General features: G+C 58.6%; 14 protein-coding genes and 2 pseudogenes. 4 read left to right on the forward strand and 12 right to left on the reverse strand.

Annotated features, from left to right (window positions below; all coding sequences use genetic code 11):
• Nucleotides 1-91 precede the first annotated feature (91 nt).
• A pseudogene (locus tag FBY01_RS32215) lies at nt 92-616 on the reverse strand (methyl-accepting chemotaxis protein); the annotation flags it as partial.
• Nucleotides 617-955: 339 nt separating this feature from the next.
• Nucleotides 956-2,083, reverse strand: a pseudogene (locus FBY01_RS32220) (cache and HAMP domain-containing protein); the annotation flags it as partial.
• Nucleotides 2,084-2,473: 390 nt separating this feature from the next.
• Between FBY01_RS32220 and FBY01_RS11650 the strand changes: the two are divergent.
• Entirely contained in the window at nt 2,474-3,007 is a 534-nt protein-coding gene (locus FBY01_RS11650; protein ID WP_010460681.1) for a hypothetical protein, read from the forward strand.
• A gap of 45 nt (nt 3,008-3,052) precedes the next feature.
• On the opposite strand, the gene FBY01_RS11655 is transcribed toward FBY01_RS11650, so the two are convergent.
• Nucleotides 3,053-4,048, reverse strand: a complete 996-nt coding sequence (locus tag FBY01_RS11655; RefSeq protein WP_145307779.1) for an aldo/keto reductase — start codon at nt 4,046-4,048, stop codon at nt 3,053-3,055.
• Nucleotides 4,049-4,165: 117 nt separating this feature from the next.
• Here FBY01_RS11655 and FBY01_RS11660 point away from each other — a divergent pair, with 117 nt between their 5' ends.
• Nucleotides 4,166-5,092: a LysR family transcriptional regulator gene (locus FBY01_RS11660; RefSeq protein WP_145307777.1), complete on the forward strand. Its 927-nt coding sequence runs from the start codon at nt 4,166-4,168 to the stop codon at nt 5,090-5,092.
• On the opposite strand, the gene FBY01_RS11665 is transcribed toward FBY01_RS11660, so the two are convergent.
• The 6 genes from FBY01_RS11665 to FBY01_RS31540 form a co-directional block, all read right to left on the reverse strand.
• Nucleotides 5,081-6,016 (reverse strand): GNAT family N-acetyltransferase, encoded by a 936-nt coding sequence (locus FBY01_RS11665; protein ID WP_145307775.1) that lies wholly within the window; start codon nt 6,014-6,016, stop codon nt 5,081-5,083. The two genes, FBY01_RS11660 and FBY01_RS11665, sit on opposite strands and share 12 nt — an antisense overlap.
• Complete coding sequence (locus FBY01_RS11670) at nt 6,016-7,305, reverse strand: AMP-binding protein (protein WP_145307774.1); 1,290 nt, start codon at nt 7,303-7,305, stop codon at nt 6,016-6,018. Before FBY01_RS11670 ends, FBY01_RS11665 begins: the two co-directional genes overlap by 1 nt.
• Nucleotides 7,306-7,358: 53 nt before the next feature.
• Nucleotides 7,359-9,761 carry an aldehyde dehydrogenase family protein gene (locus tag FBY01_RS11675; RefSeq protein WP_145307772.1) on the reverse strand — a complete coding sequence of 801 codons (2,403 nt, stop codon included), beginning with the start codon at nt 9,759-9,761 and terminating at the stop codon, nt 7,359-7,361.
• A gap of 1 nt (nt 9,762) precedes the next feature.
• Nucleotides 9,763-10,893, reverse strand: a complete 1,131-nt coding sequence (locus FBY01_RS11680) for an acyl-protein synthase (protein ID WP_145307769.1) — start codon at nt 10,891-10,893, stop codon at nt 9,763-9,765.
• Between the two features lie 21 nt (nt 10,894-10,914).
• Entirely contained in the window at nt 10,915-12,156 is a 1,242-nt protein-coding gene (locus tag FBY01_RS11685; protein WP_145307767.1) for an MFS transporter, read from the reverse strand.
• A 266-nt stretch (nt 12,157-12,422) separates the two neighbouring features.
• Nucleotides 12,423-12,560, reverse strand: coding sequence for a hypothetical protein (locus tag FBY01_RS31540; RefSeq protein WP_010460667.1), 138 nt, complete (start codon nt 12,558-12,560; stop codon nt 12,423-12,425).
• A gap of 157 nt (nt 12,561-12,717) precedes the next feature.
• Here FBY01_RS31540 and FBY01_RS11690 point away from each other — a divergent pair, with 157 nt between their 5' ends.
• Nucleotides 12,718-12,906 (forward strand): hypothetical protein, encoded by a 189-nt coding sequence (locus FBY01_RS11690; RefSeq protein ID WP_010460665.1) that lies wholly within the window; start codon nt 12,718-12,720, stop codon nt 12,904-12,906.
• A 19-nt stretch (nt 12,907-12,925) separates the two neighbouring features.
• On the opposite strand, the gene FBY01_RS11695 is transcribed toward FBY01_RS11690, so the two are convergent.
• Nucleotides 12,926-13,297 carry a hypothetical protein gene (locus tag FBY01_RS11695; protein ID WP_010460662.1) on the reverse strand — a complete coding sequence of 124 codons (372 nt, stop codon included), beginning with the start codon at nt 13,295-13,297 and terminating at the stop codon, nt 12,926-12,928.
• A 244-nt stretch (nt 13,298-13,541) separates the two neighbouring features.
• On the opposite strand from FBY01_RS11695, the gene FBY01_RS11700 reads away from it, so the two are divergent.
• Nucleotides 13,542-15,887 carry an acylase gene (locus tag FBY01_RS11700; RefSeq protein WP_145307765.1) on the forward strand — a complete coding sequence of 782 codons (2,346 nt, stop codon included), beginning with the start codon at nt 13,542-13,544 and terminating at the stop codon, nt 15,885-15,887.
• A 54-nt stretch (nt 15,888-15,941) separates the two neighbouring features.
• Here the strand turns inward: FBY01_RS11700 and FBY01_RS11705 are convergent, their stop codons facing one another.
• Together FBY01_RS11705 and FBY01_RS11710 are read right to left on the reverse strand one after the other, a co-directional pair.
• Entirely contained in the window at nt 15,942-16,943 is a 1,002-nt protein-coding gene (locus FBY01_RS11705) for a FecR family protein (RefSeq protein ID WP_145307763.1), read from the reverse strand.
• 96 nt (nt 16,944-17,039) lie between these two features.
• A complete protein-coding gene (locus FBY01_RS11710; protein WP_145307761.1) occupies nt 17,040-21,878 on the reverse strand; it encodes a dermonecrotic toxin domain-containing protein in 4,839 nt (1,612 codons plus the stop codon).
• Between the last annotated feature and the right edge of the window lie 204 nt (nt 21,879-22,082).

The following is a 22,082-nucleotide window of genomic DNA, read 5'->3' on the forward strand; positions in this document are numbered from 1 at the left end:
TGTCGTGGCGAGGGGGCACGCCCCCTCGCCACAAAGATCCTCACCAGACCCAACTCCCCGGCCCCAGGGAGCATGTGTAATTCAGCAGCGATCAACGAACCTTGAATCGCCCCATGATCGAGCTGACACGCGCGTTGGCTTGCAGCAGTTGTTGGGTATTAAGTTCGCTGGCCTGGCCGCTTTTCACCAGCTCATCCACCATGTGACGGATCTGCACCATGCTGCGGTTGATCTCTTCGGTCACCGCGCTTTGCTGCTCGGCGGCGGTGGCGATCTGCGTACTCAGGCTGTTGATGTGGCTGACCGAGCCGGCCATTTCATCCAGGCCCGTGTTGACCCGCGCCGTGGCGTCGGCGGCAGACTGGCAACTGGCCTGGGTATTTTCCATCGCAGTTACAGACGAACTCACGCCTTGGGTCAGGCGCTTGAGCATTTCATTGATTTGCGAAGTGCTGGCTTGCGTGCGGGCGGCGAGGGCGCGGACTTCATCGGCGACGACCGCGAAACCGCGACCTTGCTCACCGGCCCGGGCCGCTTCGATCGCGGCGTTGAGCGCCAGTAAGTTGGTCTGCCCGGCAATCGCGCCAATCACCCCGAGGATTTCGGTGATGCGTTGCGCGTCTTCCTGCATGCTTTCGACCTTATGGGTGGCGCTCGCCACTTCGTCGATCAAGGCGATCACGCTGCTGGACGCTTCACCGACCACGACCCGTGAACGATCGGCGTTCTCGTTGGCGCGCTGGGTGAAGGCCGCCGTTTCAGCGGCATTCTGTGCGACGCTTTCGGCGGTCGAACTCATCTCGGTAATCGCCGTGACCGTCTGATCCGTTTCAGACGCATGGCGCACCAGAATCTGACTGGTGTGGGCGGAAGTCCGCTGCAGGTTGTCCAGGCTGGAGGCCATGGCACCGGTGGCCTGGGTGACTTCGCCGATCATGTTCTGCAAATAAATGATGAAGGCGTTGACCGAGTGCCCGATGGCGCCCAGTTCGTCTTCGGCGCGGATAGTGATGCGCTTGGTCAGGTCGGCATCGCCCGCGGACAGGGCGTCAATGTTGGCTTTGAGGATTTTCATCCGCTGGATCAGTTGGCGAATCGCATAGATCTGCAGCAACACCAGCAGAATCACCATCGGGATTTGCAGCAGGCTCAAGGTACTGAGCACATCGTCACGCTGGGCGGTGATCAGCGTGGTCGGCAGGGCCGTGGCGAGGAACCACGGGGTGCCTTCGATCGGGCGCATGAAGAAGGTGTTGGCTTCACCGTTGTTGTCGAACTCGACCCGCTGCGACTGATCACGGTTTTGCAGGCCGGCCTTCACTTGACTGGCGAACGGCGAGTTGCCGGCCAGTTCACTGATGTTCTTCAGTACGATCGGCCCACTGATCCGCGAGCTGTTGCTGATGATCTTGCCGTCAGCTTCGACGATCAGCATTTCGGCGCCGAGGTCTTTTTCCTTGCGGGCGATCAAGTCATTGAAGAAGCCCAGCGTCACGTCGATAGTCGAGACGCCATACGCCGCGCCATTTTTCTGAATGGCCATGGCGCAGTTGGTCCGTGGCTCCGCGCTGGCGTCATCTTTATAGGCAGCGGCCCAGGCGCATTGGCCGCGCGGGGTTTGCATGCCGCCCTTGTACCAAGTCTGGTCGTAATAGTTGGGAGCGGCGTCACTGTTCCAGAACGTATTGACCGCCAGCTTGCCCGAGGCGTCGCGGTGCCAGAAGGTGCTGAATTTGTTACGTCCGGCCTCACGCTGGCCGGGTAACGGCCAGATACCGCCTCCGAACACTTTCAACTCGCCGTATTGATCGACCAGGCCTGGCAGCACCGTGTCGATGGCGGCGCTGTCGAGCAACGGAATGGTCTGGGTGATGCTGCGCTGTTGCGCCTGAACCTTGTTCAGTTCGCCCTGGATTTGCTCGGCCACTTCGGCGATGCGGTTGAGGGCCACCTGTTCTTCGGTGTGACGAAGCTTGGGGGCGACCAACTGGCTGATGCCGACCACCGTGAGGACGAACAACAGCAGGATGAACAGGACCAGAAACAGCGTGTAACGAGCCTGGATGGTGCGGAATGCGGGCATGGGACCGGTCCTTGTGCAGCGTTCTTATTGTGGTTTTCGGAATGAAAATCGGCGCTTCGAAGAGCTATCGGCTTGCAAGGGACGAGCTTTAGGTACGGACGTGCTAGAAAGGGGCAGGGTGACGAGCGGTCAAGGGCCGGACAGTGTCGATGTTGATACAAATAAACTAACCAAGACGTACAAGAGGCTGATTAGTTGGCTAGACCTCTTTTGAAAAGAATGTGTAGACCAATGAAACAAGGCGCTTGGTGCTTTGTATCTAACATGTACAAAAATTGTAAAAACTGGAAAAAAGTTGTTGGTATGGCTAGTTGCCAGGCCGATACTCGGCGGCTCTAAAACTGGACTTAACAAGGAATTTTTTATGGTCACGCAGTCGGGAGTTCATTCATGACTATCGGCTACACAGGGGCCTGGACTCCCAAGGCAGGGTTGCTGGTTCAGGATACGGGCGGGGGCAAACCTGTCACCCACAGCGCCAGGGTCAAGCAGATGCTGGCACTGGTGGGGACCAATCCAAACGCGTTGAACACGGCGAAAATGGATGAGCAGAAAATCCATCGGAACGTGAAAGGCTTTGACCCGGAAAATGTCTCCGCCAAACAGCTGGGCAATCTCAGCGCCTTTTTGCGAGGCAAGGGATTGATTTCCGATATCACGTCGATGACGTTGATGAACGCCGGTGACAAATTCGACCGGTTTGGGATTCAGAAAGACCCGGATGCAAAATTCAATGCGCTGGAGTATTTCGCTACGCAACTGGACACCATCCAGAACAACAGCATCAAGGGCGACAGATACGCCGCCGGCCTGATTCCGGAATACAAGACGGCGATTTATGTGCTGCAGAACCTGCAGGCTTACGGCAAGGGCAACGGTACAACGGTGCCTGCTACTGACGGTGGCGTCAGATCCAAGGCTTGATGTTCGCAGTGCCGGCCCACTCAGACCGAATGGGCCAGGCGTTGGTTACCGATCAAGTAATTTCATGACTTCCTCTGGATAGCGCAAGCCTGCGGTGGCATTGGCCGGGAAAATCGCTTCCAGGGCGTGCAAGTCGTGGTCGCTGAGTTTCACCTCCAGTGCGCCAACGTTTTCTTCAAGGTATTTACGCTGTTTGGTCCCGGGAATCGGGATCAGGTAGTCACCTTGCGCCAGCACCCAGGCTAGCGCCAATTGGCCCGCCGTCACCCCTTTGTCGGCTGCCAAGGCTTGTACCTGCTGCACCAGCAACAGGTTTTTCGCGAAATTTTCCCCTTCAAAGCGCGGGCTGAAGCGCCGGTAATCGTCGGCGGCAAAGTCATCCGGGCTTTTCAGTGCCCCCGTCAGAAAGCCACGACCCAATGGGCTGTAAGGGACGAACGCAATGCCCAGACGCTGGCACGCAGCCAGGCAACCGTTCTCTTCCTGGTCACGGCTCCACAGCGAATACTCACTTTGCAGGGCGCTGATCGGATGAACCTTGTGTGCCCGTTCCAGCGTGGTCACTGACGCCTCACTCAAGCCCAGATAACGCACCTTGCCGACTTTGACCAACTCGGCCATGGCGCCGACGGTTTCCTCAATGGCCACCTGCGGATCGATCCGGTGCTGGTAGTACAAATCCAGGGTTTCAACGCCCAGTCGTTTGAGCGTGCCGTCGATAGACGTGCGAATGTAGTCCGGTCGGCCGTTGACGCCCCGGGCGCCGGGATTGGACGGATCGCGGACAATGCCGAACTTGCTGGCCAGGAACACCTGCTCGCGTTTGCCGACGATGGCCTTGCCGATCAACTCTTCGTTGGTGTGCGGGCCGTACATGTCTGCGGTGTCGAGCAGGTTGATCCCCAACTCCAGCGCCCGATGCAGGGTGGCGGTGGCTTCACGGATATCGACACCGGTCGTATAGAAATCGGTCATGCCCATGCAGCCCAAACCGATGGCAGAAACCTGTGGGCCGTTTTTGCCCAATTGACGTGTTTGCATGAAATGAACTCCCTGTGGTGTAAGCCTCCAGTGTTGACCTCGACAGAAACAAGATAAACCGGCTACAACTGCTATCACTGTTCGCAATTTCTAAATAGTCGACCGGATCGCCTGACAATGGACCGTTTTAACGCCATGCGCGTGTTCACCCGAATCGTCGAGCTGGGTGGCTTTGCCAAAGCGGCGGACAGCCTGCAATTGCCCCGCGCGTCGGTGACCATCCTGATCAAGCAACTTGAGGCTCACCTTGGCGTGCAACTGCTGCAACGGACCACGCGGCAGATCAGCCTGACCCTCGACGGCGCAGCCTATTACCCCCGTTGCGTGCGGTTGCTGGCCGATCTGGAGGAAACCGAAGCGGTGTTTTCCGCCGCCCGCCACAACCCCAAAGGCTTGCTGCGAGTGGACATGCCGTCCGGGATCGGGCGCCTGATCGTGATTCCGGCATTGCCGCAGTTCACCCGCCGCTATCCGTTGATCGAACTGGATATCGGTTTGAATGACCGACCTGTCGACCTGATTCGTGAAGGCGTCGATTGTGTGCTGCGCGGCGGGGCGGCGCTGGATGAGTCACTGGTGGCGCGGCCGCTGGTCATGCTCGACCAGATCACCAGCGCCAGCGCCGAGTACCTGGCGCGCCATGGAACCCCGCACAATCTGGCTGACCTTGAGGGCCATCAGATGGTGGAGTATTTCTCCGGCACCACCGGCAAGCGGTTCGGGCTGGAATTCATGGTCGATGATCAACTCCGGTTGATTGACCTGCCCAAGCACGTGTCGGTCAACAGTGCCGACGGGTACCTGGCTGCTTGTGAGGCGGGTTACGGACTGATCCAGACGCCGTACTACCATGTCGCCCGCCAATTGAAGGAAGGGCGTTTGTGTGAAGTATTGAAAGCGACGCCGCCCCCCGGGATGCCGTTGACGGCGCTCTATCCCCCACACCGCCAGTTGTCCCGGCGGGTGAGGGTGTTTGTCGACTGGCTGGTGGAGCTTTGCGCGCAACCGGGAAATGAGTTTTACCGAAAAGACTCAAGCGGCTGAGCGAGCGCTGTCCAGTGCTTCGGTGTTTTGCTGCAAATCGTCGTGCAACTGTTGCATGTAGGGGCAATGCAGATTGAGGGACCGAGGCCGCGCCCCTCGATGAAACAGGGCAAACCATCCATGACTGCCGGGAGCGGGCATCAACCCGGTAAACGAGAAGCCAAGCGTCGTCAAACTGCGCAAGTCTTCGGCGAAGTGTCGCGACAGCGCAAGTCGGGTCGAGATCATCCAGTGACCGGGCAATTGCCGGATCTGGTCGAGCAGACGTTTGGTCAGACGGTGAATGACCATGTCGAAGCGGTGATGGTGCTGCTTGATCTGCAAGGGTATCGAAGGTTGTGGGGGCATTTCTGGATGGGTTCCGAACAGCGAACTCAGGTGCTGCATAAACCCCCGGTAGCGTTCGGGCCAGGGTATGTCGGGAAGAGGACGCGCCTGCCCTTCGACCACGTGGCAGCCCATCACAATGGTTTCCGGGTGCGGTTCGGCGAAGGGCGAAGGAACGTAGTCGGGCAGCACTCCCGTGCTGTGGAAACCGATGTTTGCGGCCATGCGTTGCGTGTACGGATGGTGGGTCACTTGCTTGATCAGGACGCTCTTAAAGCCCAGTGCCCCGGCCTGCAACAGTAACTCCCGGCCCAGGCGTGTCGCGATACTTTGCCCCTGCGCCGCGGGATGCACCACGCTGAGAGCCAGTTCCGCGCTCTGCGGGGACGATTCGTGGCATAACGCGGCATGCCCCAGAACGCGTACATCATCCACCGCCAGCATCGATTTCCAGCGACCCTCGGCGGTGTGCTGGCTGATCATGTGCGGCAGGTAAACATCCGGTTGAACGTAATGATCGCCATAAACCTCGCGAAACAACTGGCTCACGGCGCGGGCGTCGGAAGGGCGGTAGCGTCGAAAAATCAGATGAGACATCACGCAGTCTCCAGCGATGGCGCGTCATAGGGGCGCAAATCCAGGACCCGCATCTGTTTGCCGGAACGAGGGTGAAGCTTAAGGTCGGTAACGTTGCAGGACAGCACTCGCAACTCCAGCAGCCCTTCGCGATTCAGATGATCGAGCGCGGGGTAATGGGCCATAAGCGCTTCATACAATGCCAGGCATCGTGGGGCGGTGGCCACGGCGTTTGCGTCAGGCACCCATGTCACACTGACGATGTCCTTGTAGCCGTCATGTTCGATGCGCAATTGCCATTGTTCGGTGCCAGCAACGCGCTGGACGATCTGTCGCATTTCGTCGATCAACAACGACGCCGACCCCACACGAACCCGCTGACTATGGGCGCTACGCCCCTTGAGGGCGAATTTGCGCATCGGGGTGTTGGCGGGCTCACGCCAGCAGGCGCGGTCGCCTACCGGATAACGCAGCAGCGGCATGAGTTGGCGGGTCAGGTTGGTCACCAGCAATAATCCGGTGCGGTCGCATTGTTCAATGACTTCACCGGTCAGTTCGTCGACGATTTCCAGCAGGGTCTGGGGTTCAAATACCCGATGCTCGCCCAAGGCGCAGTCGCGGCTTGTCGCGCCGATCAGGCCCGCATCGACACTGGCGTAGCCGATTGAGGCGATGCGCACGTTGGGAAATACCTGGGTGAGGATGGCCAATTGCGGGCCGAACAGGCTTTCGCCGCCGTACAGCAACGTATCAACCCCACACAGCAACCGCTGATGCTGATTCAGGTACGCGGCGAATTTCAACAACTGCGCCGGCACACCCACCAGCACGTTGATCCGGTGCTGATCCAGCGCATCCGCCAGGACATCCATGCTGACTTCGCCGGTGAACGGAAACTCACAGATGGACCTTTTGACGTGCGCCAGCGAGTCGTGGATGAACAGAAAACTGGCGTAGAGATCGCCGGAAAAGAACAGGTTGGCGACCCTGTCACCGTCCTTCAGTTGAGAGGAAACACTGTTTCCAAACGTACTGACCAAGGCTTGCCACTCGCGGGTCGAGTAAACCGTCAGTTTGCCCTGACTGGTGGATCCGCCTGTTTTAAACACCAACGCGTCTTCGATGTTGCCGGTCAGCACAGGCCAATGATTCAGGTCGTTACTGTCAGCCCAATAGTCGGCCACATTGGTCAGTGGCAGGTCTTTTAATGTAATACCTTCTGCCGGTAAGTGTTGCAGGTGTTTGCGATAGAAGTTTGAGTGTTGCCTTATATAAGGCAAGAGTTGTTCAAGCGAATAAGTTGTTTTCACTGGGTTCTCTTTTTTTTATCAGGCGTTGTGAGATTAAAAGACAAACGAGATGTTTAATGTCTGTTGTCGATAACCAACGGCGTTTTTCCGCTGTGTTTGTTTTTGGTGAATTCGGATTCAGCACACTCGTGAACTTCTACCGTGATCAGCGCGGCATTCACGGCATTGGTCAGTGCGGCGTGGGTCAATAACTTTTCATACGCCTTTTCGGCCTCCAGGTTCACTAAAACCTTCAACCGCTCGCTGCCATCGCAGGCGTGGTCCAGCACAAGTTGAACGGGCAGGCCGAGGCTGTCCTGCAGCGCCGACGGTGAAATGAATTCCGTGCCCATCCGTATCAGCTTGCCGTGGCGCTGCAGCAATTCGAATCGCGGTGAGTCGAGCCCGCAAGGGCAGGCTCCGGATATCCAGCGACCGGTGTCCCCCACGTCATACCGGCGCACGGCCTGGCCTTGCCGGGCCCGAGAGGTGAACAGCAGCCGGCCGATCTCATCGGCTTGCACCGGAGAATCGTGTTCGAGATGCACGATTTCCAGATGCTGGGTATCGCACATCAAATGAAAGACGCCGTCTGCCGTTGCCGCGCAGGCATGCCCCAGCGGACCGGCATCGACCGAGCCATAAATCGCGGAGCGAATCGTCGAGACTCCGCAGCTTTCCATCAGGCGCAGGCTGGCCTGGCCAGGGTGCTCGCCGCCGAGGAACACTTTGCTGATGCCCGAGTACGCGCGAAGCTGGCTTTGTTCGTTGAAAAACAAGCGATGTAACGTACTCGGCATGCCGATCAGCACGGTGATGCGATGATCCACGATCATTCGGGCCATTTCGCTGAAGTCATCATCGTGCGGCGCCCCCATGGGGAAATGTGTAACGCCCATCAATTCCAGAACCTTGGTGAAGCTGGAGAATCCCCCATACAGGCTGCCGCCGTAAAACAGGTTCATCACCCGATCCGTTGACGGGTCGAGACCGGCGGCGAACAGGCCGTCTGCCGCCGCGCGCATCTGCCGTTGAAAGTCCTGATAGCTGAACCCGGCCAGGGCTGGCGTGCCGCTGCTGCCCCCAGAGCGGAAAAACAGCTGGGCCATGGCGTTGATCGGCTGGGTCATGAATGTGTTTTTGTCCATGATTGGCTCATGGCGTGTATCCGCAGCGGTTGGCAGCGCGTCGAGTGTTGCCCGGCCAGGCACGGCCTCAGGCGACAGACTCACCGAGAGGCGGCGACTGAAGCGCGACAGCGCGTAGACGCCGTCATGGGGTTCCCCAGGGTAACCGTCATGAATCAGCCCGCACGGGGCAATACGCGTAACGCCGGCATTGACCAGCGAGCGCACCAACCCGGGCGTCTGCACCGCAGAACACATCAACACGCAGCTTTGCAGGACGGTGCGCCAAGGCAATAGCGTCTCGGCGATCAAGTGTTGCGGCACCGGTTTGAGCAGCAGTGTACGAAACAGCGGCGAGGGCGCGAGCGTGTGATGGTGATCCCAGATGACCCTCCATCCCGGGCCGGTCCAGACCTGACCAGTCTGCTGCGCAAAGCAATGTTCCAGCCTCGCCATCGCGGTACGGGTGGTGATTTCCGAAGCCTCCTGGTCGGTAGGAACCAGCGCCGGCCAATGAGAGGAACGACGTGTAAAGGCTTTGGCCAGACGTTCACCCAGGTCCAGCAAAATCGCCGGATCGTTGCTGTCTACCAGCAGCCATTGCGGGCTGGAGCATGCTTGCTGATCCAGACTGCACACTTCATCCACCAGCGCGTCCAGCGTCGAATCGCTCGCCGCCTCGGGCGACAGATAAGCGAAGCTGATCCTGTGGCCCCAATCGATCCAGCGACACCCGGCCGGGATCTGCTGACGAATCGCTTTTAGCGCGTTTTCACCACCCCAGGCGGCGACGCCATCGGCGCGGGTGCAGAGTTGCGCTATCTGAGCCGTGCTGACCGGCAGCACCGCGATGAAATCAGCCAACTGGCCACGGGTGTCGCAATGCACCAGCGCGGCGAGTAACCGGGCGGTCAATCCTTGATCGCTGGAGCTGGGGCGCAGCCAGTTGATGTTGCCGGCCAACAGACTTTCCAGGACCGCGCAGAACGCCAGCATCGGCGCATTGCCCGGCGTGATGTGCACCACCAGCCCCAGCGGATGCCAGCTTTCAAAACAGGCTTGCCGGTAATCAATACGCCGTAACGAACGCGGTTGCACACCCAACTCACGTTCAAGCTTGGTGGTGAGGTGGCTGCGTTGGCAGAAGTCGACAAGCCCCAATCGTTGATCGTTGTCGAGGGGCACATCCAGTCGGCCAGCTTGCAATTGCAGGGCAAATCGGGCCGCTGCGTCGATGACGGTGTCGCTGTCGATCGGTGCATTCAACCGCTGTGGCAATTGTGGATGCAGTTGCTCGAGGGCTGTCTCGAGGGTGATATCGTCCCGCAGTTCACCATTGATCAAGTACATGTCAGGCTCCTTCAATCAGTTCAGACGCGGCCATTGCGCAGCTTCGGCTGGCGGTCGTGCCGGCGCGTCCATGCAGTTCAAACCAGTCGGTCTGCAAGCCGCATCCGCAGCTGGCACCAGAGTGCAGCGTCGCCAGGTCGCCCATGACAACGGCGTGCGCGGGGCTGGACGAAATGTACGGCGACACGAACTCCAACAAGCCGCGCTGACCGTAGGGTTGAACAGCGAAACTGGATGGGTTGCGCACGAAGACCTTCGAATAAACCGGCGCATGGAAATGCTGCCGAGCACACTGGATGTAGGGCACGGCATGCTCGACAGCGCCGTAACCGTCCCGGCAGCGGGACAGGTCGATGCCCAATTGGCGGTGGATGCGTTGATACAACTGCGACAAAGGAATTTCCTGTGCGGCCTGGGTTTTCCAACCCCCCCCGAGAAACACCAGGGACTCGGCCGCTAGCTTCAGATCCGCGACGCCGGTGTCTTCCATGTGCTGCAACGCGTGGGAGAGGAACGCCGGGAAGCCGAGAATGCGCACCGGCAATCCTTCTTCGGCGAATTCCTGCAAGGCGCGGATCACCCCAAACACATCGAACGCGTGACCGTTGCCCGTCAGGCGCAATCCATAAGCGATGCGGTTGACCGGCGCATAGCTGCAAAGAAACTGGTCGGTGTACGCAGTGCCCAAGGTGATCGCAGCCTTGGGCTCATAGCTCAGCAGCAAGTAGTTGCAGGGACTGTCCGGAGTGTCCCAGCCGTAATGGCGAAAAATGTGGCCCACCATGCCCTGGGCGGCCGCCATGCTGCGCTGGTCATAGCGCAGGCGACTTTTCTGGCCACTGGTGCCGGACGATGTCAGCTCCAGCGCGCCTTCGCCCGTAGGGCCGAACAACAGGTGACGTTTGAAATAGTGAGCGAAAATCGGCGGTAGTCTTGACCAGTCATCCAGTGTCGCCAGGTCTTGAGCGACCAGCCCGTTGCTGTTGAGCCAGCGCTCATAGCCAGGCGTGTGGTGACAATGAAACAGGCTGACTTCCCCCATGGCCCGGTCGAACAGGCCTTCAGGCACGGAATCCAGGCAATAGGGTTGCGTTAACGCGCAAAGCGCATCGGTGTGGGGTAAATGGATCATCGAAGGACCTTTCGGGTGGAGTCAGGCAGCAAGCGGGAGGTGAGAACGCCGCAGAAAAAGGCGTAAGGGCAGCAGGCACATGAGCCCTGCAATAGCCGCCATCAGGGCGAAGGATTCGTGGTTGTCACCGGCACCGGCCGCCGCAATCAGCGAGCCGCCGCCGCCCATGACGGCGATCGAGATCATGCCGATCATGGCCGAGACCAGGCCTTTGCTGTCGTCGCTTGAAAACAGCGCGAGCCGGTACAGGGCGGCGTTGCTCATGCCAAGGCCGATGGCGTAAACGGCCAGGGCGCTGATGAGCAAAGGCGTAGACACCCCGTAGAAACTGCTGGCGAGCAAGGCGAGGAGTCCGCCGCAAAACGGCCACAACGCGTATCGAATCAGTTGCGGCAATTCAGTGTCGGCGATCAATCGATTGAGTATCAGGTTGCCGAGAATGACGGCCGCAAACACCGGGATCTGCCACAGGCCGTACTGCAAGGGTGAAAGTCCCTGATTGTGAATCAGCAGGAGCGGAGCCAGCCCGATCCACGCAATCAAGGGCAGGCTCATGACCCCCAGCGCGACCGAGGCGCTGAGGAATCGCGGGTTGCCGAGCAACGCGGCATAACGGCGCACGGTGCCGCGCCATTCGAACGGCACCGCCGCCAGTCGCTGACCGTCATGACGCGAGGTACCCACGGTTTCCGGCATGAACAGGTAAAGCCCGAGCCAGACCAACAGGCCGCCGATACCCAGCAGTAAAAACAGCTGCCGCCAGGACAACCACTCCAGCAGCAGGCTGCCGAGCAAAGGCCCCAGTAGCGGAGAGAGCAATGCAACGTTGCCCAGCAACGCCATGATTTTTACTGCGTCGGCCTCGCAGAATACTTCTTGCAAGGCTGGATAGCTGACCGCGATGACAAATCCCAGCCCCATGCCCTGAATCACCCGCAAGCCGTTGAACGCATAAATGCTGTGCACGCTGAACGCGGCGGCACAGGCCAGGGCGAATAACGCGCAACCGATGAGCAACATCGGTCGGCGACCGAACTGATCCGACAGCGGACCAATAAGCCATTGCAGAAGAATGCCGCCCGCCAGATAAAGATTGAAGGCGTAGGGGACATGTCTCCCGCTGGCATTCAGATCATGAGTGACGGTCAACATGGCGGGCATGATCATGTCGCTGGCCATATACGTCAGAAGTTCAAAAAAAGTAATGGCAAGGCAAAAGCCGAACACCTGATAGGGGCTAATATTTATGAGCGGTTTGTGCATGGCATCCCTGTTCTTCGTCGTGAAGTTAAATAGTGGGTCTTATTGCGATGCGCCAAGATTAATCAAGCGGGTATGAATACCTCAAACGGACTATTAAGACTGAAAGCTTCAATAGTTTTCGCCAGGTTTCGATGGGGGAGGGCAGTAAAAAAAGAAGGGAAAGTGTATGTACGAAAAATGCCCGCAACGGGGCGGGCATTGGTTCAGCAATCACGGGATATCCGCTTTTCTTACAAGCGGGTGTTCAATTACTTACGCGTCATACGTTATCGATGCTGGTAATAACCCGGTCCACCGCGATCGTAATGGTGGTCGCCGTGCCGGCCACCGTGGGGGAAAACGATGCAGCCGCTCAGCATCAGCAGCGCGAGCAGGGGAATCAGCCGTGTGATTCGACGGAACATTTGAAAATCCTCATGGTTATCGCCGTAATAAAGCCAAATCTCTTCATCGGCTGTAACATGAGACCCCGTTTGCAGCGTCCCATTCCTGCACAAAGGTAGGGGCTTGGCATGCTTTCGGATACATACCGGACACATTTTTCAGGTTCAGGAATTCGCAATGACTCAGTCGCAACGTTTGAAATACTCGATTCTGATCTCCCTGGTGGTGTTGGGGATCATGTTCGGCCTTTCGTATCTGCAAAACGCAGGCGTCATCAGTGAGAAGCTGTTTCAGTACATCGCCATCGGCGTCGCGGTGATCGTGGTGGTGGTCAATGGTGTGATGCGTCGCAAGGTCAAGCCTTGAGCGACGCACCTTGACCTGATCAGTCGCGATGGAGCATGGCTACAGCGTGCGGATGCAGGCTGTAGCTTTTGTCGGCATTGAGGGTGATCACGCCTTCGCTGCACAAGCGTTTCAACACTTCTCGCACACTCAGAAAGGACAGGGGAATATCCAGGTCCAGCAAATGGCCGTGCACGCCTCGCACGCCCAGGCTGCGCTCGCTTTCGGCGGCGGTCAGCAAGGCGTCGATGACCTTGAGGCGAATCAGGCTGGTTCGCAGGCCGAAGCTTTTGAGCAGCAATCTGATCCGCTCGTTACCATTACGCTCGCCTCGTTGACTGAAGACCCCGGAGTCCATGGCTGAACGCTTGGGCGCGTGACTACCGTCCGTTGGCAGTTGCGAGTTGTACATGCAAAAACTCCTTTTCCGAGCCGGCCAGGAAATGTGATGGGTGCTCTCATTCAATAAGACGTATGAGCACGGCAAATAATGAAGGATCGAATGTAGAAAATTCGTCACCATCACGTCAGCATCCTGTGAGCAGGCTGGTTAAAGCGCCTTTCAGGGCCTAAATTTTTGTCGTGGGTTTCGTTCCTAGGGGAAGGCGCGATGCGTGTTTGACGCAGGGTGTTTGTCTTTTCGATCAGGAGCGAGCGTGATTATTTCCAGGCAATTTACCAGGTTGAGCCTTGCGGGCATGTTGGTAGGGCTGAGCCTTGCGGCAAATGCACGCAATGCGCCGGAGCAGGCCAGCGCCGACATTCGCCGCACCAGTTTTGGTGTGCCGCATATTCGTGCCGAAAACGAGCGTGGACTCGGTTATGGCATCGGTTACGCCTATGCGCAGGACAACCTGTGCTTGCTGGCCAATGAGATTGTCACCGTCAATGGCGAGCGCTCACGCTATTTCGGCCCGGATCAGCTGACGGTCGAGGAGCGCGAGAACCAGGTCAGCGACCTGTTCTTCACCTGGCTCAATACCCCAGAAGCCGTCGCCGGGTTCTGGAAGGCGCAAACTCAGCCAGTGCGTGATCTGGTCGACGGTTATGTGGCCGGATACAACCGCTCGCTGTCCGAGCGACGTGCACAGGGTTTGCCGCAGCAGTGCCAGGGCGAATGGGTGCGCGACATCACCTCGCAGGACCTGGTCAAGTTGACCCGCCGCCTGTTGGTCGAAGGTGGCGTAGGGCAGTTCGCCGAAGCGTTGGCGGGGGCGACGCCACCCAAGGCCGTTGCTCAGGCCGCGGGCGAAGGGTCGTCGTTTCAGCTGGCGGCCACGCGTATGCAGCGGTTCGCGCTGGATCGCGGCAGCAACGCGGTGGCGGTCGGCAGCGAACGTTCGTTCAACGGCCGTGGGATGTTGCTGGCCAACCCGCATTTCCCGTGGATTGGCGGGATGCGCTTCTACCAGATGCACCTGACCATTCCCGGCAAGCTGGACGTGATGGGCGCGGCGTTGCCGGGGTTGCCGATGATCAATATCGGTTTCAACCAACACCTGGCGTGGACCCATACGGTGGACACGTCCAAGCACTTCACCCTGTATCGCCTGCAACTTGACCCCAAGGATTCGACCCGTTATCTGCTCGACGGCCAGTCGCTGCCGATGAACAAGCAGACCGTGACGGTGAACGTGAAACAGCCCGACGGCCAGACCAAAGCAGTGTCCCATGTGGTCTACAGCTCGCAGTTCGGTCCGATCGTGCAGTGGCCCGAAAAACTCGACTGGGACAATCAGTACGCCTACAGCCTGCGCGATGCCAACCTGGAAAACGACCGGGTGTTGCAGCAGTGGTACGCCATGAACCAGGCCTCCAGCCTCAAGGATCTACAGGCCTCGGTCCACAAGATTCAGGGTATCCCGTGGGTCAATACCCTGGCGGTGGATGATCAGGGGCAGACGCTGTACATGAACCTGTCGGTGGTGCCGAACGTCAGTGCCGACAAACTCGCCAAGTGCAGCGACCCGCGCGTCGGGTTGCAGTTGATCGTGCTCGATGGTTCAAACAGCGCCTGTGCCTGGGACATCGACCCGAACGCCGCGCAAAAAGGCATTTATGCGGCGGACAAGTTGCCGCAACTGCAACGCAGGGACTACGTCCAACACTCCAACGATTCGGCGTGGATGGCCAACCCGGCGCAACCGCTCACCGGCTTCTCGCCCCTGATCAGTCAGGAAGGCCAGCCGCTGGGGCTGCGCTCGCGGTTCGCTCTGGACCGGTTGAGCACGCTGAGCAAGGCCGGTCCGGTCTCGGCGGCGGATCTGCAACGGATGGTGATGGACGATCAGGTGTACCAGGCCGGGCAAGTGATGCCGGACCTGCTGCAATTTTGCGCCAACGATCTGGGTGCCGATGCAGCAACGCTCGCTCCGATGTGCGCGAGCCTGAAGACCTGGGACCGCAGTGCGAATCTGGACAGCGGACTCGGCTTTGTACACTTCCAGAATGTCATGGAACCGTTGCAGCAAGTCCCGGATATCTGGCGAGTGGCGTTCGACCCGAAAGATCCGCAGCACACGCCCCGTGGCCTGGCGCTCGATAATTCGCAGGTCACCCAGGCGATTCGCGAGGCGATGCTGGCGTCGGTGGAACAGGTGGAAAAACTGGGGCTCAAGGATGACAGCCGTTGGGGTGATATTCAGGTGGTCAGCAGCGGCGGGCAACAGACGCCGATCCACGGCGGACCCGGCACGCTTGGCGTGTACAACGCCATCCAGAGTGTTCCGAGAACCGACGGCAAACTTGAAGTCATCAGCGGCACCAGCTATTTGCAAGTGGTGACCTTTGATGACAAGGGGCCGCACGCCCAAGGCCTGCTGGCTTTCTCGTTGTCCAGCGACCCGACGTCGAAGTACTCACGGGATCAGACCGTTGCCTTTTCGAAGAAGCAGTTGAGCCCGCTGCCGTTTACCGAGCAGCAGATAACCTCAGATCCGCAGTATCAGGCGCAGACGATCCGCGAGCAGGATGAAAAAGCCGGGAAGGTCGCCGCTCAGTAAGAGGGCGATTCAAGCAGTAAAAAAGGCCGCACCCCCTTGAGGGTTGCGGCCTTTTCAGCTTTTAGGGGGTTGTTGCGGGATCGAATTGAGTACCGGATTACCTTCCTTGTTACGGGTCAGGTAGACCGGCAGCACCTTGGGCAGGGACGCCACCAGGTTGTTCAATTCCTTGATGTTGTAGATGCCACCCAGGCGAATCGTGCCGGTGCTGTGGTCAGCGACCATGACCGGTTTGCTCAGGTAACGGTTGATCAACGGCAGGGCATCGTTCAGCGCCAGATCATCGAGCACCAGTTTGCCACTGCGCCACGCCAGGGAATTGTCGTTGGGGTAGGTCTGATTGATCTGCGGCGTGAAGTCGCCGTGTTTATAACGCGCCTGCATCGCCGGCCCCAGGCGCAAGCCATCCCCTGGTAGGTCATCGTTGCTGCTCACCAGCACCGAGCCTTCAATCAGGTTCACGCGTACCTGATCCTCGTACATCCAGACGTTGAACTTGGTCCCAGTGACGCGAATCCTGCCGTCCGCTGCCCTGACAACAAAAGGGTGAGCCAGATCGTGGCTGACGCTGAAGAAGGCCTCGCCTTTTTCCAGCGTGACCCGGCGCTGATCCTTGTAGTTGCTGAAGATCAGTTCGCTGCCGAGGTTCAGCTCCACCTGGCTGCCATCGCTCAGGGTGACCTGACGGACCGTGTCACTCGCTTCGAAATGCTGATACGAATTCGGTAGCCAGCCCATGTTCCAGCCGCTGTACGCCGCCAGCGGCAACGCCAAGGCGCACACGGCGGCGGCGATGCCGACCGTGCGCCAAGGTGCGGCCTGTTTGAAGCGAGGTACCGATGTAACGGCTTCGGGACGCGGCAAATCCCCCGCGACTTCCCAGATCTCGAGCATGGCTTCGTACTCGAACGCATGCAGCGGATGAACATCACGCCAATGTTCGAAGGCGATCCGCTCTTCGGCGGTGCAGTCGACGGCGTGCAGACGCATGCACCAGTGCGCAGCGGCATCGGTGATGGCGTCATATTCGGCTTGCGAGAGAGAATTGTCGGTCATTGACTCATCCTGATTTCGTGCATTCTAACCTTGAGGGGAAGTCTGCGAGAACAGCCGTCATGGCAATTAACCATCAAATGAGAATTATTTTTGACATCAGGGCGTACTGACGTGCAGTTCACGGCCCAGATGACTGACCAGCCAGGCCACACTGTCGGCGTTGCCCAACTGTACGGTCAGCCTGACCAGCGGGTTTTTCTTGAACGTTTCGCGGGCTCCGCTGAGGTTTTCTGCGCCAGTCAATGCCAGGATATGGTCCTTCACCCGATCGGATTCCTTGTCGGAGTTACTGCCCAGATCTTCCCACTCACCGGTATCAGGATCCTGGGTCATGAACAGCCGGGTATAAGGGGTCTGGATCGAAAGCGCCGTTTTCTGCACGTGGGTCAACGCACGTTTGAGCTCTGTGGCCAGCGGGGTGGCTGTTCCAATCAGGTCGGTGAACGGCCTGCCGGGATCGAGATAGGAGATGTCCTCGGTTTGACAGGCCATGTGCGACAACTCATGTATCAACGTCACCGCCCGTGCATGGGTGTCGATCGGGAAGGCCGCGTCGGTCAGGTGTTGACGGTAGTGATCGAATCTAAGGTCGAAGAATCTTTCTGCAAGGTGAATTCTGCGGTTTTTGTCTTTGGCGACAATGAAGGCAAACGTGTTTTGGGCGTCTTCGGTCAGCCTGCCGACGGCAAAACGACTGGACTTCGGTTTTCTCAGTGATGGCTCCAGCAGCGCTGCGAAAACGTCGCCAATGACTTTTTTAAGCTGCTCGACATGCGCGGGCAGCACATGCTGCACACCGAGGAAATCCATGATGAGCTGATGCACGGGCGTGACGGTGTCGTCGGAGGATTTGAGTTGTTGCAGGTTTCGGTAGCTGTTCCAGGCGTAGGTCGTTGCCAGGTCCAGCGCTTCGTCAATCTGACGGGCCTTCTGTGGAAACGATCGTCGGATACGGGACATGCCCGAGGCATCGACGTTCATGCCATCAAACACCGATCTCGCGGTCTCCAGGCGTCCGAACAGACTGAAGCGAGGCGCCGACTCTCGTCCATCAAGCAACCATTGCTTCGATTCGTTCTGGCGCAGATGAGGGCCCAGCTTGCGTGTGTCGCCGATGCGCCATCGGCTGCCGCGCTTGATGACCGGATACACCTTTCCTTCAACCGGCCCGTAGTGCTGTTTTGTCGTTGGGTGGGTGTAGAGCCCAAGCGTGGCGTCTGAAGTCAGCGAACCCAGATCAACGTTGATGCTTTCGTGGCGCGCGAGTGTCGTGCGTTCGGGTCCCGTGACATCGATGTCCTGCCATTTGAGCCGGGTATCGGGTTTTTCCGGTGCCTGTAGGGCCGGTGTCGACGACAGCAGCGTTGAATCCCCCAGTGTCTGGCGCAGCGTGGAAAGTTCGGCCACGCCGCTGATGAACGCTTTTACGGCGGCTCCCCACCGATGGGTTTGCAGGTCTTCGGCAGATTGCTTGATGTCGCGGTAACTGCGCCACACCGTCTCCGGGTAGGCGAGCTTGCCCATGAAAAATGTATAGGCCTCGTGCAGGTCTTCGCCCAGCACATGCTTGATGGTTGCCCATTCGCCTTGTTTTCGCTCATCGGACTGGCAACCGAGCAATCGGCCCAGCAAGGCGACGTTGTCATTGAGCAGGTGTTTGAACAGGTTCCCCTTGATCGGATGGGAAGCCAGCGTGGTGATGTTCGACGACGTGGCTCTGGCAACGCGGTGATGGGGGGTCGCCATCCGGGTTTCCAGTAGCGTCCGGTCAGGGTTCTGCAGATTCAGGAGTAACCAGTCGAGCAGCGGTCCGCGGGTCTTCAGTTCTGTCAGCAGCTGGGCTTCGTTTTCATATTCCTTCACCCCGTGCCCAGGGCTGTGAGGCGCAATCAGCACCTGCGGTCCAGTGCGATCCGCCGTCGAGCCGATCAGATAGACACCGGGCACTTTGATCGATTGGGCCTGCCTGATACCCAGGAACTCAAGCGGACGGATGATTGCGTGGGCACCGTCGACCGCCGCGCGGGCGAGGGCGTCGGGCATGTCCATGACTTGCCGGATCAGATCAAACCCGGTCTCGCTCAGGCGCTCCTGAAGTTTTTCCGCGTGGGCGTAATGCATTAATTGCCAGGGCAATTGTGTGTAGAAGCGCTTGCGGCGCTCTGCGTTTGCCGGGGTGTCGGCCAGGGCGTCGTTCACTATTTTCTGTTGATGGTCGCCCGGTTTCAGGTTGCGGATCAGCTCTTTGATGTAGCGCTCGTTCATCCCCTCGGGAATCACGGTGCTATCAAGCGATACCAGTTTGAAATGGAGTGGGTCCAGCGACTTGAGATGAGTCAAGGCAAAGTCTGTCAGGGTTTGGGTGTGGGCCGTGGATGTCGGGCGGGCGTTGATTTGCACCCGGACAGTGTCAGGGTCGATGTTGAAGCCGTCCGCCTTGAGTTGTTTTTCAAGGCCATGGTGCGCCGTGCGTTGCAGTGACCGCAGGCCGGTCAGGTAATCCTGGTCGTCTTTCACATTATCGACGTATTGCTGAAGCAGCTCGGCATGCACAATCAGCTCTTTGACGGATGCCTGGGCCAGCCATGCCGGCAGCTTTTGCCGGGTCGTCAGGGATTGTGCAATGTCCATTGGACGGTCAAGCCCTGTCATCGGTTTACGCAGCGAGACAAGATCCAGGAGATGGGTCAGTGGCGTCGCGGAGAGCTTTGTTGCCAGCGCATCGGTCAGGCACGGCTCATCGAGGTGCACATAAGGTTTTTGCAGATAATCAAGAAAATGCCCATAGACCCGCTGCAGAGGCGCCAACGTGTAAGTCCGGCCAGGCAAACGCTCGCTGCGACCAAGGTTCTCCAGCAGCATTGAGCGATGGTTGACGTCGGCGAGGCGTCGACCGAGTTCGGTCAGCAACGGCATCAGCCCTTTGAACGCTTCAAACCCCAACGCAGGTGTCCACACAATCGCCTTGCCCGAATGCACCGGATCCTGGCCGCCTCGTTCAGTCAGGACAAAACAGCTGGCCAGCTTCAACGGATCCGCTGCATCGCCGGCCTTGAGCGCCAGGGAAAACACGTCCGGGAGAAAGCCGTTCAATGCCGCTCGTTGCAGGTGTATCGGGCTGTCGAGCACGGTTTTGATGATTGCCTGCTCCGTTGTACTCAAGGTGCGGGTGACGGCACGCAGCTTCAGTTCACTGCGCAATGCCGTTGACAACGTATGAGAAAACGTCGATTGCAAGCTGGCCACGGAGTCACTCAGGACGCGCTCAGCGTCAGTGATCGAGCGGGTTGCCGTGGAGATGGCCGGGTGTTTATCCAGAAGTTGATCGAGCGCCTGTTCGACGGAATCGAGCCGCGCCAACTCCTCCCTGGCCGACTCGGCGCGGACGGTGGCCGGTTGCGCGCCAAGGCGCCGATCCACGCGTGTACTCCAGCGTCCTGAAGGGTCGGAGGCCAGCAGACGGTCATCGATCAACCCCCGGACATCCAGTGCGCTGTCGAGCAAGGCATGGGGGTCGAGCGTACCTTCACTTTCGCGCAAGCGGCTCAGCGCATGAGACAGGTTGTCCCGTTGCTTGCCGAGGATGTCGGCCATCAAGTGATTGAACACCGGACCAACGATCGGTTTGCCCTCAATCACGCGCTCAACCGGCTCCAAAGCAAGAAAGGTGGCGCGTTCGTCCAGCGACATGAAGTTGAGCAAGGTGTCTTCATACCCTTCGGTTTTCATCATCTCCAGCACGATGTTTTTGACTGCCGGCAGATTGTTCGTCGCTTCGATGCCTCGGGAAGGGGAGTACAGAAAACCCAGGGTGTTGGTGCCCCCGATCATCAAGGTCGAGGCCAGCTCCGCAAAATGCCTGAAGGGTGCGGTCACTCGTATTTTCTCGATGCGAAGAGGGTCGTGCGCGTCAGGCGGGAGGCTGACGTTCATCAGCCGCAGGTATTCCTGCGTGGTCAAACCACCGTTCTGGCGCTGGTGCAGCAGTTTCAGGTGAAAGGTGCCACGCAGGCCCTCGGTGAAAAACGCCAAGCGTGAAAGGCCTGTGCTCATGGATGTGTTCCAGAACAAGGCGAGCAGGCTGTGCAAGTGCGGCGTGAAGCTCTGCGCGATTTCTTTCACCGCGCTTTCCCACGTCAGGTTATCCGCGTCGCTGCTGACGCTGTGCTCGGGATTGGCGAAGACTCTTGAATCGCCGGCGGGCCACTGGTTGGTCAGATAGAAGTGCAGAAGTGCATCGCTCAAAGGGATCGAGGAAATTGTGTGCAGGTCTTCGTTGCCGTCGAAGGCTGAAACGGTCTTCACGAAGCTCTTGAGCCGGGTCAGACGCTGGTCCAGCGCGGGAAATGCCTTGTGCAACGCGTGCTTGAGTGTGTCATCGAGCATCGATTGCAGGGTTGGCGTCTTCAGCAGCTCAGCCTTCATCGCCTTGATGTTCTGTTCCTGATTGTGATCGAGGGTCAGTTGCTGATCCTGGAACACCGCGCCTTCGATGTCTTTCGTGGCAATGTCGGGAACGGTGGCGACGGGTAAAGCGCTGCGTTGTTCGATGGAGAGAAAGCGCAACAGTTCGCGTTTGCCTGTGGCCTGCGTCAGCCACTCCTTGAGTTTGCTTTTGAGGTCGGCCAAATCGGCAAACTTGATCAAGCCTTTCCACGGTGTGTAAAGGATGACCTCTCCATTTTCGGACCGGCTCAGGGCAAAGGCTCCGGCCAATGGAATGTCTGTTTTGCCGGTTACTTTCAACAACAGTTGGCAGGCCTGCATGGGCTCTTTTTGCGCGACGCGAGCAGCGTGGGTGGCCAAATACACGTGCTTCAGCCATTTCAGGTCGTCGAGGGTGAAGTTCAGCGTGTTTTCGCGTTCACCGGGTTGTCTGGCATTGGCTGCGCGTTCAGCCTCGTCGAAAAAATAGGGCTCAGCGGGGGTGGTCATGGATGTTCCTCATTGGCTGCGATCAGTGGCCATCGCAGGCTATTGGTTGAGGAAAAACATTAAGGTCAGCGGAGTGCTTCGGTGCGGTACATATTGCTTGAGCCGATCAGGTGCTCGAGACTTGACAGGACGCCGGTACAACAGCGCTTAATCGACGTCTGCTGTTGGTTGCCGAGCAACCTCGTTTCCCCTGGTGCCCGTATT

The organism is Pseudomonas sp. SJZ077 (assembly GCF_007993905.1).
GTDB lineage: Bacteria > Pseudomonadota > Gammaproteobacteria > Pseudomonadales > Pseudomonadaceae > Aquipseudomonas > Aquipseudomonas mandelii.